This window comes from Kitasatospora sp. MAA19 (assembly GCF_029894125.1).
Lineage (GTDB): Bacteria > Actinomycetota > Actinomycetes > Streptomycetales > Streptomycetaceae > Kitasatospora.
Genome location: NZ_JARXYZ010000003.1, coordinates 349,108 through 362,830, shown reverse-complemented (window position 1 = coordinate 362,830; position 13,723 = coordinate 349,108). Strand labels below are relative to the sequence as shown.

The following is a 13,723-nucleotide window of genomic DNA, read 5'->3' as shown; positions in this document are numbered from 1 at the left end:
GCCGGGGCCCTCGACCTCGTCCGGTCAGCCGCCGAGGATCCGCAGCCCGGGCAGCAGGCCGGGGATCAGCGGGGGCACGTCGACGCCCTGCGGCTGGCCGCCGGGCGGGGCGCCGGGCGTGCCGGACGGCGGCCGCGGCGCCTGCTGCTGCGGGGCCGGCTCGGCGCTCGGCGAGGCCTTGGCCCCGGTGAGCCCGCTGGTGAGGTCCCCGACGAGCCCGTTGACGGCGTCCGGGGCGCTGGTGGGCAGGGTGCTGGGCAGACCGCCGCCCTTGGCTCCGGAGCCGTTGGGCGTGCTGGTGCCGGCGGGGGCGTGCTCGGTGCTGCCGGGGCGGTTGCCGCCGTTGCTCGCGCCACTGGCGCCGCCCTGGGCCGGGCCGGCGCCGGGCGCACTGCCGGTGCCGTTCGCCGGGGTGCCGGCGGGGGTGCCGCCGGTGGCCGGGCCGGCCGTGTCGCCGCCCGCCCCGGTGTCGGCCGGGCCACCGCTCTTGGCGGTGGGCTGGGCCAGGCGCAGGGGCGCGACGTCCTCGCTTATGTCGTCGAAGAGCTGGTCGACCAGGTGGGCCTGCTGGGTGAGCTGGACGGGCAGCTGGCCCACCAGTTCGGTCCAGCGGCCGTCCTCGTCCTGGGCGAAGCCCGCCAGGGCGCGCATCGGGTCGAGCGAGCCGTTGCTGCGGTAGACCGAGCGGAGCAGCTCGCGGCCCTTGAGGGCGTCGGCGTGCATGTCGTCCAGCGCGCGGCGGACCCGTTCGACGGTGCCCTGGCTGAGCACGTCGGCCGGGCCGGTGTGGCCGACCAGGGTCTTGGCCTCGCCGAGCCGGGTGGCGGCGTTGTCGAGCAGCAGCTCGCCGCGTTCGGAGTCGGAGTCCGCGAGGCCGAGCCGAAGCCCTTCGAGACCGCGCTTCATGCCGTACAGCGTGTCCCCGGGCAGGGCGTTGGAGCTGGCGGCGGCGGCGCCGGCGAGGCTGCCGACGGCGAGCCCGGCGACCAGTCCGCCGATCGCGAACCGGCGACTCCAGCGGCCGCGCGGCGCCGTCCGGATCGCGCGGTGCCGGCGTTGGCGGGGCACTGCGGCGCCCGGTCCGCCGGCGAAGGCCTGCTCGAACGCGGCCATCAGTTGGGCGCGTTGGACGGTTCGTACCTCCCGGTCCAGCGCCGGCCCAGGCACCGCACACAGCGCGTCGGTCAGCCCGACCAGTTCTGCCATCGCGACCGAACCGGCGCCGGTGGCAGCGGTGTTGGCCGATCCAGCGTCGTCCTCGCCGCGCTGCGCCGCCTGGCGGACCTCCAGCGCCTCGGCGAAGGCCTTCGCCCGGCGGTGTTCCAGCACGTTTGCCGTCACGGGCCACACCTCCCTTCGTCGTTGTCGACACCCCGGCCTGCCGGACGGTTGCCTCGGCGGGCCAAAGCCACTCCATCGGGTGACAGGTCGCAATTCGGCTTGACCGCACGCCTGGTGGGGACTTGCACGCTGGCCAACGAGTGGCGAGGGCGGTGGGTTACGCGCGGCTGATCATCGGATCGACCGTTCACCCGGACGTGTCGATCGGGCACGGATGGTGACGTCCCGCCGGGACGCCCACCGGCTATGCCGCCCCCGGTCACCGTCGCCTCACCGCGCGTCCGGCGGCAGCAGCCGGGCCAGGGTGCGCACGGCGCGGTACTGGAGGGTCTTGATGGCGCCCTCGTTCTTGCCCATGATCCGCGCGGTCTCGGCCACCGAGAGCCCCTGCAGGAAGCGGAGCGTGACGCACTCCTGCTGCTGCGGGTTGAGCCGGCGCACCGCGTCCAGCAGGGCGGCGTTGGAGAGCGACTCCAGCACCGACTCCTCCGGGCTGCGCTCGCACTCGTTGGAGTCGAGCATCTCGCCGGTGGTGACCTCCAGCCGGAAGCGGCTGGACTTGAAGTGGTCGGCGACCAGGTTGCGGGCGATGGTCACCAGCCAGGCGCCGAAGTCCCGGCCCTGCCAGGTGAAGGTGCCGATCCGGCGCAGCGCGCGCAGGAACGTCTCGCTGGTGAGGTCCTCGGCGGTGGCCCGGCTGCCGACGCGGTAGTAGATGTAGCGGTAGACGGTGTCCGCGTAGTGGTCGTAGAGCCGGCCGAAGGCCTCGCTCTCGCCGGCCTGGGCCCGTTCGACCAGCTCCATGATCGGGTTGTGCTCGGTCTCGTAGCCGGGGCTCGGCGCGGTCCGGGTCCGGCTGCGGCCGACGCCGGTGGTGCCGGTGCGGCCGCGCGAGCCGGTGCCGGTCGAGCCGGCGGCGGTGGTGCGCAGCGCCAGGCCGGTGCCGTGCGAGTGGCCGAACGGGGCTCCGGCGGGCACGAGTTGGGGCGAGGCGGCGAGCTGGCTGCGGAGCAGGGTGCGCAGCAGGTCCAGGCCGGTGGAGATCTGCCGGTCGGCGACCGGGCGGCCGCGGATGCCGGTGCGGGGGCGCAGGGGCGCGGACGACGGGCGGGAGGGTGCAGGCGCGTCGTTCCGGACGGGTGGGTACACGGGACTCCCAGAGGCAGAACTGTGGACGGATCACCTCCGCCTGCGCGGAGAGCACTCCCGCGCCGCCCGTTCGAGCGAGACGCGTGGTGACGTGCATCCAGGAGAGAATAACGCTTTGTGCAATGACAGCTACACCGTGTGGTCGAAGTGGTCGTTTGGGATCCATTCACCGCGCATATTCGTCGGACGCCGACCGGACCTGTCATCGTTCATCCGGCCCAACGTGACCGATCGGGTGCTCAGGGTGACCAATTCGGTGGTCTGGCGGGTGGTTTCCCTGACTTGAGGCCCGGCAACCCCTGGCTTTCCCGGTCTGACGAACGATCAGAACCGGTCACTGGCTGACAGGTTCGCTCACTAGGCCGGAAAGCCGTACGGGTAGCGGGAGTTCGCCCGTACGAGGGGGCAGGTCAGAGCCCCGGTTGACGTCCGGTCACCCGCCCAGGGGAGCCGGGGCGGCGGGGTGGACCGGGGCGGCGGGAGCCCGTCAGGCGCAGCGGCGGCGGCGGTTCAGCGCCACCCCGGCGGCGGCCGCGCCCGCGAGCACCCCGAGCGCGGCGGCCGCCGGCAGCCCCACCCGGGCCGCCTTCCGCCCGGTCCGGAAGTCCCGGACCCGCCAACCCTGGGCCCGGGCGTGGCGGCGCAGCGCGCCGTCCGGGTTCACCACGTAGGGGTGGCCGACCAGCGAGAGCATCGGGATGTCGTTGGCCGAGTCGCTGTACGCGGCGCAGCGGTCGAGGTCCAGCCGCTCGCGCCGGGCCAGCGCGCGCACCGCGGCCGCCTTGGCCGGGCCGTGCAGCAGCTCGCCGACCAGCCGGCCGGTGTACCGGCCGCCGTCGGCCTCGGCGATGGTGCCGAGCGCGCCGGTCATGCCGAGCCGGCGGGCGATGATCCGGGCCACCTCCAGCGGGGCGGCGGTCACCAGCCAGACCCGCTGGCCGGCGTCTAGGTGCATCTGGACCAGGGCGCGGGTGCCCGGCCAGATCTTGTCGGCGACGACCTGCTCGAAGATCTCCTCGCAGATCGCCTCCAGGTCGGCGGTGGGCTTGCCGGCGACGATGCCGAGGGCGGTGTTCCGGGCGTCCGAGATGTGGTCCGGGTCCTCGGCGCCGTGCAGCCGGAACCAGGCCTGCTGCCAGGCGAACCGGGCGATGTCGCGACGGGTGAGGAAGCCGCGCCGGTAGAGGCCGACCCCGAGGTAGAAGATCGCGGCGCCGCGCAGGATGGTGTTGTCGCAGTCGAAGAACGCGGCGGCGCGCGGATCGTCCGGCTCGGGGGTGTGGTTCTCAGCCGGGGCCTTGGGCGCCTTCCCGGCCTTGCCCGCGGCGGGGGCGGCGGCGCTCTCCCCGGTGGTGCCGTCCAGGGGGCCGTTCGCCGCAGGGGCGGTGTCCGGTGCCGGCTCGGCCCGCAGCGCGGCCTCCGCCGCCTCGGCGGCGGCCTCGCCCGCCAGGGCGCTCCGCCCGGTGGTGGAACGCTTCGCCTGGGTGAGCCTTCGGAGCACGGCCATGCCACCGAGCATAGCCAGCCGGGCGCGGAGCGGCCGTGACGGCGGCGTGCCCGCGCGGTGAACACCGGGCGGCCCCGGGCCCCGGCGGGGCGGGTGCGGGGCAGGCGGACAATGGCCGGGTGAGCCCACTGCTGCGACGTGACAAGAGCCCCCGGCCCGCGCCGGCCGACCGCACCGTGACCCTGGTCGGCAAGCCCGGCTGCCACCTGTGCGACGAGGCCCGGGAGGTGATCGTCCGGGTGACGGGCGAGCTGGGCGCGACCTTCGAGGAGAAGGACATCACCCAGGACGAGGAGCTGTACCGGCGCTACTGGGAGCAGATCCCGGTGACCCTGATCGACGGCCGTCAGCACGACTTCTGGCGGGTCGACGAGCGCCGCCTGCGCGCCGCCCTCGGCGGCTGACGGGCCCGCGCGCACCCTCCACCGCCCCCGCCACTCGGCGGGGGCGGTTCGCCGAATCGTTGCCAAAGACACCCCGTTCCGGCTTGAGCCGGGGCCGGTTGGTCGGCTTACGATCGAACGCGTTTGCGCCCGTGGGGGGCTGAGCACACGAGGAGTGCCGCCATGCTTCCCCGCCCGACCCCTGGGACGCCCGAAGCCCCGCACGGCGCCCGGGGCTTCGCCGTGGTGGACGTGGAGGCGACCGGCCGCAGCCCGTGGCGGCACCGGGTGGTCGAGGTCGCGGTGGTGCTGCTGGACGAGCGGCTGCGTCCGGAGGGGGAGTTCGCCACCCTGCTCGACCCGCTGGGCCCGGTCGGCCCGACCCACGTGCACCGGATACGCCAGGCGGACGTCGAGGGCGCCCCGCGCTTTCGGGAGATCGCCCCGCGACTGCTGGAGCTGCTGGCCGGCCGGGTGCTGGTGGGCCACCACGTCAGCTGCGACCACGCCTTCCTGGATCGCGAGTTCGCCCGGATCGGGGTGTCGCTGCCGCCCGTCCCGCTGCTGTGCACGATGCGGCTGGCCCGCGCCCACCTGCCGGAGGCCGGCGGCCACGGCCTGGCGGCCTGCGTGGCGGCGGCGGGCCTGGGCTGGTACCCGGCGCACACCGCGCTGGGCGACGCCCGGGTGACCGCCGAGCTGCTGCGGCACTGCGTCGGCGTCCCGTCCTGCCCGCCGGACGACTGGGCTGGCCCGCTGCGCGAGGCGGCCCGGGTGCCGTGGCCGCGACTGGGCCGGGCCCGGTCCCGCCCGTCCGGTACGCCGGTTCCGCTGGTGCGCCGGGAGACGTTGTTCGGTCCGTGGCTTCCCGACGCCCCGGCCCCGGAGGTACTACTGACACAGGCCGGTGCTATGGGTTCGTCGGCGTGATGCGCATCACTGTGCGGGGACAAAACGGACACCATCTTTGTGCACACGTTCACAAACGCATAGCCTGGCTGCCAAAGCCCAGCTTCACCCACAGGAGCACCGTGGCAATCGGCCGATCACCACAGAGCAGTTCGCAGACGCCCGACCAGGGCGCCGCGCGCCGACCCTCGCGTGCCCGGGGCATCCCGGAGGCGACCGTCGCCCGCCTGCCCCTCTACCTGCGCGCGCTCACCGCGCTCTCCGAGCGCTCGGTGCCGACCGTCTCCTCCGAGGAGTTGGCCGCCGCCGCCGGCGTGAACTCGGCCAAGCTGCGCAAGGACTTCTCCTACCTCGGCTCCTACGGCACCCGCGGTGTCGGCTACGACGTCGAGTACCTCGTCTACCAGATCTCCCGCGAGCTGGGCCTGACCCAGGACTGGCCGGTCGTCATCGTCGGCATCGGGAACCTCGGCCACGCCCTCGCCAACTACGGCGGCTTCGCCTCCCGCGGCTTCCGGGTGGCGGCCCTGCTGGACGCCGACCCGAACGTGGTCGGCGGCAGCGCGGCCGGCCTGCCGGTGCGGCACATGGACGAGCTGGAGTCGATCGTCGAGAGCCAGCACGTCTCGATCGGCGTGATCACCACCCCGCCCGGCGCCGCCCAGCAGGTCTGCGACCGCCTGGTGGAGGCCGGTGTCACCAGCATCCTCAACTTCGCCCCGACCGTGCTGACCGTCCCGGACGGCGTGGACGTGCGCAAGGTCGACCTCTCCATCGAGCTGCAGATCCTGGCCTTCCACGAGCAGCGCAAGGCCGGCGAGGAGCCGGACCGCACCGAGTCGGTGCTGGACCGCGCCCCGGGCCCGGTCCGGGCGGCGGCGGCCAAGCTGCGCCGTGCGGCCGGCGGCAACGGCAAGGGCCGCGGCACCGCCGAGACGGCGGCCAAGGACCAGGCCGAGCAGGGCAAGTCCGGCAAGGGCGGGGATGGCGATCTCCCCGCGGTGATGCCCGCATGAGTACGGATAACCGTGGGACCAGGGGGCGGGCATGAGTCTTCTCGTCGTTGGACTGAGCCATCGAACGGCGCCGGTCGGCGTGCTGGAGCGCGCCGCGCTGACCGGTGAGGTGCCGACCCGGCTGCTGCACGACGCGGCCGCCACCGCGACCGTCGCCGAGGCCGCGCTGCTGAACACCTGCAACCGGATCGAGCTGTACGCGGACGTGGACAAGTTCCACGCCGGTGTCGCCGAGCTGTCTCTGCTGCTCGCCCACCACAGCGGGGTGGACCTGGAGGAGCTGACCTCCCACCTGTACGTCCACTACGAGGACCGCGCCGTCCACCACCTGTTCTCGGTGGCCTGCGGCCTGGACTCGATGGTCGTCGGCGAGGGCCAGATCCTCGGCCAGCTGCGCGACGCGCTGGCCACGGCGCAGGAGGAGCACACCGCCGGGCGCGGCCTGAACGAGCTGTTCCAGCAGGCGCTGCGGGTCGGCAAGCGGGCGCACAGCGAGACCGGCATCGACAAGGCCGGCCAGTCGCTGGTGACCTTCGGCCTGGAGCAGGTCGCGGTGGGCGCGGGCGAGATCGCCGGCAAGCGGGCGCTGGTGGTCGGCGCGGGCTCGATGAGCTCGCTGGCCGCCGCCACCCTGGTCCGCTGCGGCGTCACCGACCTGCTGATCGCCAACCGGACGCCGGCCCGCGCCGAGCGCCTGGTCGAGATCCTCGGCTCCGACGTGGCCCGCACCCTGGACCTGGCCAAGGTGCCGGAGGCGCTGGCCGACGTCGACCTGGTGATCTCCTGCACCGGCGCGGCCGGCGTGGTGATCAAGGCCGAGGACGTGGCCGCCGCGGTCGCCGCCCGCAGCGACGCCCAGCGGTTCCGCCGCGGGGCCGACCAGCCGCTCGCCCTGCTCGACCTGGCCATGCCGCGCGACGTCGACCACGCCGTGCACGAGCTGCCCGGCGCCCTGCTGGTGGATCTGGAGAGCCTCTCCCACGCGCACGCCGCCACCCCCGGCGCCGGCGACGTGGACCAGGTCTCCCGGATCGTCGCCGACGAGGTGACCGCCTTCGGCGCCGCCCAGCGGGCCGCCCGGATCGCGCCGACCGTGGTCGCGCTGCGGGCGATGGCCTCCGACGTGGTCGCCGCCGAACTGGTCCGGCTGGACTCCCGGCTGCCCGACCTGGACGAGCGCTCCCGCGCCGAGATCACCCAGACCGTCCGCCGCGTCGTCGACAAGCTGCTGCACGCCCCGACCGTCCGGGTGAAGCAGCTGGCCGCCGAGCCCGGCGGTGCCTCCTACGCGGACGCCCTGCGCGAGCTGTTCGACCTCGACCCGGCGGCCGTGCACGCCGTGTCGGGCACACCCGTCGGTGGCCCCCAGCCTTCGGGCGGGGGCGCCAGATGAACCGTCAGCCATCCCACGAGTACCACCGGGACGATCACCTCATGAATGGTCAACCGATCACGGAGCAGGCCCCGGCCGCCACCGCGACCCTGCGGCTCGGCACCCGGCGCAGCGCGCTCGCCATGGCCCAGTCGGGCATGGTGGCCCGCGAGGTGACCCGGGTCACCGGGCGCCCCGTCGAGCTGGTCGAGATCACCACCTACGGCGACACCTCCCGGGAGGCGTTGGCGCAGATCGGCGGCACCGGCGTGTTCGTCTCCGCGCTGCGGGACGCACTGCTGGAGGGCCGGATCGACTTCGCCGTGCACTCGCTCAAGGACCTGCCCACCGCCGCACCGGAGGGTCTGGTGCTGGCCGCCGTCCCCGAGCGCGAGGACGTCCGGGACGCCCTGGTCGCCGCCGAGGGCCTGACCCTGGACGAGCTGGTGGAGAAGCTGGCCGGCGCCGGTCGCCCGGCCCGGATCGGCACCGGCTCACCGCGCCGGATGGCCCAGCTGAACGCCTGGGCCAGGGCCCGCGGCGCCGCGCTGGAGACCGTCGCGATCCGCGGCAACGTGGACACCCGGATCGGCTACGTCACCAACGGCGAGCTGGACGCGGTGGTACTGGCCACGGCCGGCCTCAACCGGCTCGGCCGGTCCGCCGAGATCTCCCAGCACCTCGACCCGGAGCTGATGATCCCGGCCCCCGGCCAGGGCGCGCTCGCGATCGAGTGCACCGCCGCCGACACCGACCTGACCGCCGCGCTCGCCGCCCTGGACCACACCCCCACGAGGGTCGCCGTGGCCGCCGAGCGCGCCCTGCTGGCCACCCTGGAGGCCGGTTGCTCGGCGCCGGTGGCCGCGCTGGCCACCTGGGTCCGGCCGAACGAACTGCGGCTGGAGGGCGTGGTCGGAGACCCCGACGGCGCCGCCCTGCTGAAGATGTCCGCCAACGGTCCGATCGTCCTCGACGAGACCGCCGAGCAGCACGCGACGGCCCTGGGCCGCACGCTGGCCGCCCGGCTGCTCGACGCGGGCGCGGCCACCCTGATGGGGGAGCGAGCCCGATGAGCCCCACCGCCGCCACCGAAACCCCGTTCCCGGGCGGCCAGTCCGCCACCGGACGGTGCACCTTCCTGGGCGCGGGCCCCGGGGACCCGGGGCTGCTGACCCTGCGGGCGGTCGAGGTGCTGTCCTCGGCCGACGTCCTGGTCGCCGACCCGCTGACCGCGGCGGCCGTGCGCACCCACTGCCCGACCGGCGTGCAGGTGCACACCCCGGCCGCCGAGGGCGCGGACTTCGACCTGGCCAGGCTGGTCGCCGAGGCCGTGCGGGCCGGCAAGCACGTGGTCCGCACCGTCGACGGCGACCCGGGCCTGGACGGCTGCGCCGCCGAGGAGATGCTCCGCTGCGCGGGCGACGGGATCCCCTTCGAGGTGATCCCGGGCGTCGCCCAGTCGGTCGGCGTCCCGGCGTACGCGGGCGTCCCGCTGCGCGGCGCGGCCGGCACCGACGTCCGCTTCGTGGACGGCACCGCGCTGCTCGCCGGCAGCCCGGTGGACCTGGGCGCGCCGGAGACCACCCTGGTGGTCCGGACCACCCTGGGCCAGCTGCCGGCCACCGCCAACGCGCTGGTCGCCAACGGCCGCAAGCCGGAGTCGGCGCTGAGCGCGACGCTCTCCGGCACCACCACCCGCCAGCGGACCTTCACCTCCACCCTGTCCGCCATCGCGGCCGACCTGAAGGCCGCCCGGGTGCTGCCCTCGCCGGTCTCCGCCCCGGTGGATCCGGCGACCTCGGTGATAGCCGTGGTGGGCGAGCAGGTCGCCCACCGGTCCTCGCACTCGTGGTTCGAGACCAAGCCGCTGTTCGGCTGGAACGTGCTCGTGCCGCGCACCAAGGAGCAGGCCACCGGCCTGTCCGAGCAGCTGCGCTCGTACGGCGCGGTGCCGCAGGAGGTGCCGACCATCGCGGTCGAGCCGCCGCGCACCCCGCAGCAGATGGAGCGGGCCATCAAGGGCCTGGTCACCGGCCGCTACGAGTGGATCGCCTTCACCTCGGTGAACGCCGTCCGCGCCGTCCGGGAGAAGTTCGAGGAGTACGGCCTGGACGCCCGCGCGTTCGCCGGGATCAAGGTCGCGGCGGTCGGCGAGACCACCGCCCAGGCCCTGGTGGACTTCGGCGTGAAGCCGGACCTGGTGCCCTCCGGGGAGCAGTCCGCGGCCGGGCTGCTGGAGGACTGGCCGCCGTACGACCCGGTCTTCGACCCGATCGACCGGGTGCTGCTGCCGCGCGCCGACATCGCCACCGAGACCCTGGTGGCCGGCCTGGTCGAGCTCGGCTGGGAGGTCGACGACGTGACGGCGTACCGGACGGTGCGCGCCTCGCCGCCGCCGGCCGAGACCCGCGAGGCGATCAAGGGCGGCGGCTTCGACGCGGTGCTGTTCACCTCGTCCTCGACCGTCCGGAACCTGGTCGGCATCGCCGGCAAGCCGCACAACGTGACGGTCATCGCCTGCATCGGCCCGGCCACCGCCAAGACCGCCGAGGAGCACGGCCTGCGGGTCGACGTGATGGCTCCGGCGCCGTCGGCGGCCGCGCTGGCCCAGGCCCTGGCAGACTTCGGAGCCAAGCGCCGCGACACCGCCACGGCCGCCGGCGAGCCGGTCTACCGGCCCAGCGAGCGCCGCCCGGGATCGCGCCGCAAGGCCCGCTGACACCCTCGGGACCGGGGGCGGCGATCCGTCGCCCCCGGCACTGCACAACCGTTCGGAGAGAGAAGCCGTGTCCGCTGAATTCCCGTACGTTCGCCCCCGCCGGCTGCGCCAGAGCCCGGCGATGCGCCGCCTGGTGGCCGAGACCCGGCTGCACCCGGCGGAGCTGATCCTGCCGCTCTTCGTCCGCGAGGGCGTCAGCGAGCCCGTCCCGGTGAGTTCGATGCCGGGCGTGGTCCAGCACACCCGGGACACCCTGCGCAAGGCCGCGGTGGAGGCGGCCGAGGCGGGTCTGGGCGGCCTCATGCTGTTCGGCGTCCCGGAGGTGCAGGACGCGATCGGCAGCGAGGGCACCAACCCGGACGGCATCCTCCAGCAGGCGATCCGGGACGTGGTCTCCGAGGTCGGCGACTCCCTGGTGGTCATGTCGGACCTCTGCCTGGACGAGTACACCGACCACGGCCACTGCGGCGTGCTGGCCGCCGACGGCAGCGTGGACAACGACGCCACCCTGGAGCGCTACGCCGAGATGGCGCGGGTGCAGGCGGACGCCGGCGTCCACCTGGTCGGCCCGTCCGGCATGATGGACGGCCAGATCGCGGTGGTCCGGAGGGCGTTGGACGAGGCCGGGCACCAGGACACCGGCATCCTCGCCTACACCGCCAAGTACGCCTCGGCGTTCTTCGGCCCGTTCCGCGAGGCCGTCGGCTCCTCGCTCAAGGGCGACCGCAAGAGCTACCAGCAGGACCCGGCGAACGCCCGCGAGGCGCTGCGCGAGCTGGAGCAGGACCTCGCCGAGGGTGCCGACCTGGTGATGGTGAAGCCGGCCATGGCCTACCTGGACATCCTGCGCCAGGTCGCCGACGCCTCGCCGGTGCCGGTCGCGGCGTACCAGGTGTCGGGCGAGTACGCGATGGTCGAGGCGGCCGCGGCGAACGGCTGGATCGACCGGGAGCGGATGATCATGGAGACGCTCACCTCGATCCGCCGGGCCGGGGCCGAACAGATCCTCACCTACTGGGCGGTCGAGGCCGCCGCGATGCTCAAGTAGCGTCCAGCGCACGGCGGAAGGCCGGGCCCCTCCCCCTGGGAGCGGCCCGGCCTTCCGGGTTCTACTTCCAGCCGTTGATGTGCGCGAAGCCCTCGCCGCCACCGATCACGTCGGTGGCGGTGGCGGCGCCGCCACCGAAGCCGCCGGCGATGACGTCGCTGGTGTGGCCGACGCCCCAGCCCGCGCCGGCCACGAACGGCTGGTCGCCCGAGGCGACGAACCCGCCGCCGCCCGCGAGACCGACGTGGGCGAACGCCGGGGTGGCGGCACCCGCGAGCGCCAGCGCGGCGGTGGCGGTCAGTGCGGCCTTGGCCAGCTTGCTCTTCATGGAAATGCCCTCTCTTTCGGAGCGCCGCGGAGGGCGCTCTGCCTCTGACGCGTGATCACATCCGGTCGTTCGCGTCGGCACCTCGCGCGCCGGTCCCGAACGCCCGGTCACCCGGCCGGTCCGCACCAGTTCGGCGGCCGACCGGACACCTTGCCCGTAGCGCCCGGAGGGCCCGGGGAGGCGTACCTCCCCGGGCCCTCCGTCCGTGCGGTGCCCCTTGATCAGCCGATCAGGTGCGAGACGCCCGCGTCGCCCGAGGACTGGGTGTTCTGGCCGACGTTGCAGATCTGCTTCGGGGTGCTGTTCAGGATCGGCACCTCGATCGGAACCGCGGCACCGGCAACGGCGACGGCGATGTTGTGGACCTCGGGCAGGCAGATGTTCGGGTTGTCCAGGGTGTGGAAGTTCGGGCTGCCGTTGCCGTGGGTGCCGGTCTGGTTGGTGCCGCCGTTGCCCTGGACCGTGGTGGCGGCGCCGTCCGAGTCGACGATGGCGGAGGCCGAGCCCGCGGACATCGCGATGGCGGCGGCGGCCAGGCCGGCGGCGGCGAGGGACTTCTTGATCATTTCCGGTTTCCTCTCGGGGATGAATCGGGGAGCGATGCGAAGGGTGGTACGGGGGAGTACAGCTGGGGAACGGTCAGCCGACCAGGTGGGACACGCCGGCGTCGCCGTGGCTCTGGGTGCCCTGGCCCTGGGTGCAGTACTGCCTGCCGCCGCTGTTGGCGATCGGGACCTCGACCGGGATGGCCAGACCGACCCCGCTCACGGCGATGTTGTGGATCTCGGGCAGGCAGATGTTCGCGTTGTCCAGGAAGTGGAAGTTCGGGCTGTTGTTGCCGACGGTGCCGGTGAAGTTGGTGCCGCCGTTGCCCTCGATGGAGGCGGCGGCGCCGTCCGCGTCACCGATGGCCGAGGCGGGCGCGGCGGCGGCGGCCAGCGCGGCGACGGCCAGGCCGGCGGCGGCGAAGGACTTCTGGATCATGGGGAGATCCCTCTCTGAAATGCTCTTGGTTTCCGTGCGTACAACGCGTAGAACGCTCAGGCCCGGTCTGCAGTCACTGACGTCCAGATCAAAGAATGACGGCACGGAAGGTTACGGGGATTTCTGAAAAGAGTCCGTGAGGCGCGTCGTCGGATGGTTTACGGTCGGATTATTGGGCCGAACCGGTTAACCGCCGCAATCCGCACTCGCGGTCACTCGTTGAGGCAGATTGCTTTCCGGCTGCGCCCCGCAGCCCCTCCTTTCAGAGATCTCCAGTACGGACAGGCGGAACGGTGAAAAGCATGAAGTTCTCCAAGCGGGCCGGCGCGATGCTGTTGGCGGTCGGTGCGGGCATGCTCGCGTCCCAGGGAGCGGCCTCCGCCGCCCCGATCGGCCCCGACCGGGTCGGTGCCCTGGAGGACAAGCTGGCCACCCAGCAGGTCCCGGCGGACGTGCCGCTCACCCCGCTCGGCAGCCACCTCACGGCCGGCATCCCGACCTCGTTGATCATGCCGCCGGCGCCCGGCCGCACCACCAGCACCGAGCTGATCCCGGACCGGCTGGTCCCCGAGCTGCACACCGGCAAGGTCGGCCCGAGCGCCAAGGCCCAGCTGCCGCTCCCGCTGGTCGACCAGGGCGCCGACCTCGGCCAGGTGCTGCTGGAGTCCCCGGCCGCGCCGCTGCACGCGGACACCCCCGGCCTGGCCCTCGGCAAGCCGCTCGCCCTCGTCCAGGACGGCACCGGCCAGCTGGCCGACGGCCGGCTCAAGGTGGACGAGGTGGACCCGCGGCTGGTCACCGGAACCGTGCAGGCCGTCCCCGGGGCCACCGCCAGCCTGGGCGACGACGACCACCGGATCTCGGTCACCGACGAGGTGGGCGACCTGGCCGCGCCGACCACCGCGACCACCACCGGCGTGGTGCAGCAGACCGGCCTGACCGACCTGACCCAGCTCTGAGCCCAGCG

The 13,723-nt window shown here is 74.0% G+C and carries 14 protein-coding genes; 8 read left to right on the top strand and 6 right to left on the bottom strand.

Annotated elements, in window-relative coordinates:
• Window positions 1-24 precede the first annotated feature (24 nt).
• The 3 genes from P3T27_RS07295 to P3T27_RS07285 all read right to left on the bottom strand — a co-directional run bounded on the left by P3T27_RS07295 (window position 25) and on the right by P3T27_RS07285 (window position 3,997).
• The gene (locus P3T27_RS07295) at window positions 25-1,341 is read right to left on the bottom strand and encodes a DUF5667 domain-containing protein (protein ID WP_280675455.1); all 1,317 of its coding nucleotides are present in this window, start codon (window positions 1,339-1,341) and stop codon (window positions 25-27) included.
• 270 nt (window positions 1,342-1,611) lie between these two features.
• A complete protein-coding gene (locus tag P3T27_RS07290; protein ID WP_280675791.1) occupies window positions 1,612-2,415 on the bottom strand; it encodes an ECF subfamily RNA polymerase sigma factor, BldN family in 804 nt (267 codons plus the stop codon).
• Between the two features lie 562 nt (window positions 2,416-2,977).
• Complete coding sequence (locus P3T27_RS07285; RefSeq protein WP_280675453.1) at window positions 2,978-3,997, bottom strand: HAD-IB family hydrolase; 1,020 nt, start codon at window positions 3,995-3,997, stop codon at window positions 2,978-2,980.
• Window positions 3,998-4,116: 119 nt separating this feature from the next.
• Between P3T27_RS07285 and P3T27_RS07280 the strand changes: the two genes are divergently transcribed.
• The 7 genes from P3T27_RS07280 to hemB all read left to right on the top strand — a co-directional run bounded on the left by P3T27_RS07280 (window position 4,117) and on the right by hemB (window position 11,444).
• Window positions 4,117-4,401, top strand: a complete 285-nt coding sequence (locus tag P3T27_RS07280) for a glutaredoxin family protein (RefSeq protein ID WP_280675451.1) — start codon at window positions 4,117-4,119, stop codon at window positions 4,399-4,401.
• A gap of 162 nt (window positions 4,402-4,563) precedes the next feature.
• Window positions 4,564-5,310 (top strand): 3'-5' exonuclease, encoded by a 747-nt coding sequence (locus P3T27_RS07275; RefSeq protein ID WP_280675449.1) that lies wholly within the window; start codon window positions 4,564-4,566, stop codon window positions 5,308-5,310.
• Between the two features lie 107 nt (window positions 5,311-5,417).
• Window positions 5,418-6,305 (top strand): redox-sensing transcriptional repressor Rex, encoded by an 888-nt coding sequence (locus tag P3T27_RS07270; protein ID WP_280675789.1) that lies wholly within the window; start codon window positions 5,418-5,420, stop codon window positions 6,303-6,305.
• 31 nt (window positions 6,306-6,336) lie between these two features.
• Window positions 6,337-7,698: a glutamyl-tRNA reductase gene (locus P3T27_RS07265; RefSeq protein WP_280675447.1), complete on the top strand. Its 1,362-nt coding sequence runs from the start codon at window positions 6,337-6,339 to the stop codon at window positions 7,696-7,698.
• A gap of 41 nt (window positions 7,699-7,739) precedes the next feature.
• Entirely contained in the window at window positions 7,740-8,750 is a 1,011-nt protein-coding gene (gene hemC, locus P3T27_RS07260; RefSeq protein WP_280675445.1) for a hydroxymethylbilane synthase, read from the top strand.
• The gene (locus P3T27_RS07255; RefSeq protein WP_280675443.1) at window positions 8,747-10,396 is read left to right on the top strand and encodes a bifunctional uroporphyrinogen-III C-methyltransferase/uroporphyrinogen-III synthase; all 1,650 of its coding nucleotides are present in this window, start codon (window positions 8,747-8,749) and stop codon (window positions 10,394-10,396) included. The genes hemC and P3T27_RS07255 overlap by 4 nt, the downstream gene beginning before the upstream one ends.
• Window positions 10,397-10,463: 67 nt before the next feature.
• The gene (gene hemB, locus P3T27_RS07250; RefSeq protein WP_280675441.1) at window positions 10,464-11,444 is read left to right on the top strand and encodes a porphobilinogen synthase; all 981 of its coding nucleotides are present in this window, start codon (window positions 10,464-10,466) and stop codon (window positions 11,442-11,444) included.
• Between the two features lie 61 nt (window positions 11,445-11,505).
• On the opposite strand, the gene P3T27_RS07245 is transcribed toward hemB, so the two are convergent.
• The 3 genes from P3T27_RS07245 to P3T27_RS07235 form a co-directional block, all read right to left on the bottom strand.
• Window positions 11,506-11,772, bottom strand: a complete 267-nt coding sequence (locus P3T27_RS07245) for a hypothetical protein (RefSeq protein ID WP_280675439.1) — start codon at window positions 11,770-11,772, stop codon at window positions 11,506-11,508.
• Window positions 11,773-11,993: 221 nt separating this feature from the next.
• Entirely contained in the window at window positions 11,994-12,338 is a 345-nt protein-coding gene (locus P3T27_RS07240) for a rodlet layer protein (RefSeq protein WP_280675438.1), read from the bottom strand.
• Window positions 12,339-12,411: 73 nt separating this feature from the next.
• Window positions 12,412-12,756, bottom strand: coding sequence for a rodlet layer protein (locus P3T27_RS07235; protein ID WP_280675437.1), 345 nt, complete (start codon window positions 12,754-12,756; stop codon window positions 12,412-12,414).
• 302 nt (window positions 12,757-13,058) lie between these two features.
• On the opposite strand from P3T27_RS07235, the gene P3T27_RS07230 reads away from it, so the two are divergent.
• Window positions 13,059-13,715, top strand: a complete 657-nt coding sequence (locus tag P3T27_RS07230) for a hypothetical protein (RefSeq protein ID WP_280675436.1) — start codon at window positions 13,059-13,061, stop codon at window positions 13,713-13,715.
• Window positions 13,716-13,723: the final 8 nt, after the last annotated feature.

What these genes read in the sequence shown, in the direction of transcription:
- P3T27_RS07275 (WP_280675449.1), top strand. Translation starts at nt 4,564, where the DNA reads ATGCTTCCCCGCCCGACCCCTGGGACGCCCGAAGCCCCGCACGGCGCC.
- P3T27_RS07285 (WP_280675453.1), bottom strand. Translation starts at nt 3,997, where the DNA reads ATGGCCGTGCTCCGAAGGCTCACCCAGGCGAAGCGTTCCACCACCGGG.
- P3T27_RS07240 (WP_280675438.1), bottom strand. Translation starts at nt 12,338, where the DNA reads ATGATCAAGAAGTCCCTCGCCGCCGCCGGCCTGGCCGCCGCCGCCATC.
- P3T27_RS07245 (WP_280675439.1), bottom strand. Translation starts at nt 11,772, where the DNA reads ATGAAGAGCAAGCTGGCCAAGGCCGCACTGACCGCCACCGCCGCGCTG.
- hemC (WP_280675445.1), top strand. Translation starts at nt 7,740, where the DNA reads ATGAATGGTCAACCGATCACGGAGCAGGCCCCGGCCGCCACCGCGACC.
- P3T27_RS07265 (WP_280675447.1), top strand. Translation starts at nt 6,337, where the DNA reads ATGAGTCTTCTCGTCGTTGGACTGAGCCATCGAACGGCGCCGGTCGGC.
- P3T27_RS07230 (WP_280675436.1), top strand. Translation starts at nt 13,059, where the DNA reads ATGAAGTTCTCCAAGCGGGCCGGCGCGATGCTGTTGGCGGTCGGTGCG.
- P3T27_RS07255 (WP_280675443.1), top strand. Translation starts at nt 8,747, where the DNA reads ATGAGCCCCACCGCCGCCACCGAAACCCCGTTCCCGGGCGGCCAGTCC.
- P3T27_RS07235 (WP_280675437.1), bottom strand. Translation starts at nt 12,756, where the DNA reads ATGATCCAGAAGTCCTTCGCCGCCGCCGGCCTGGCCGTCGCCGCGCTG.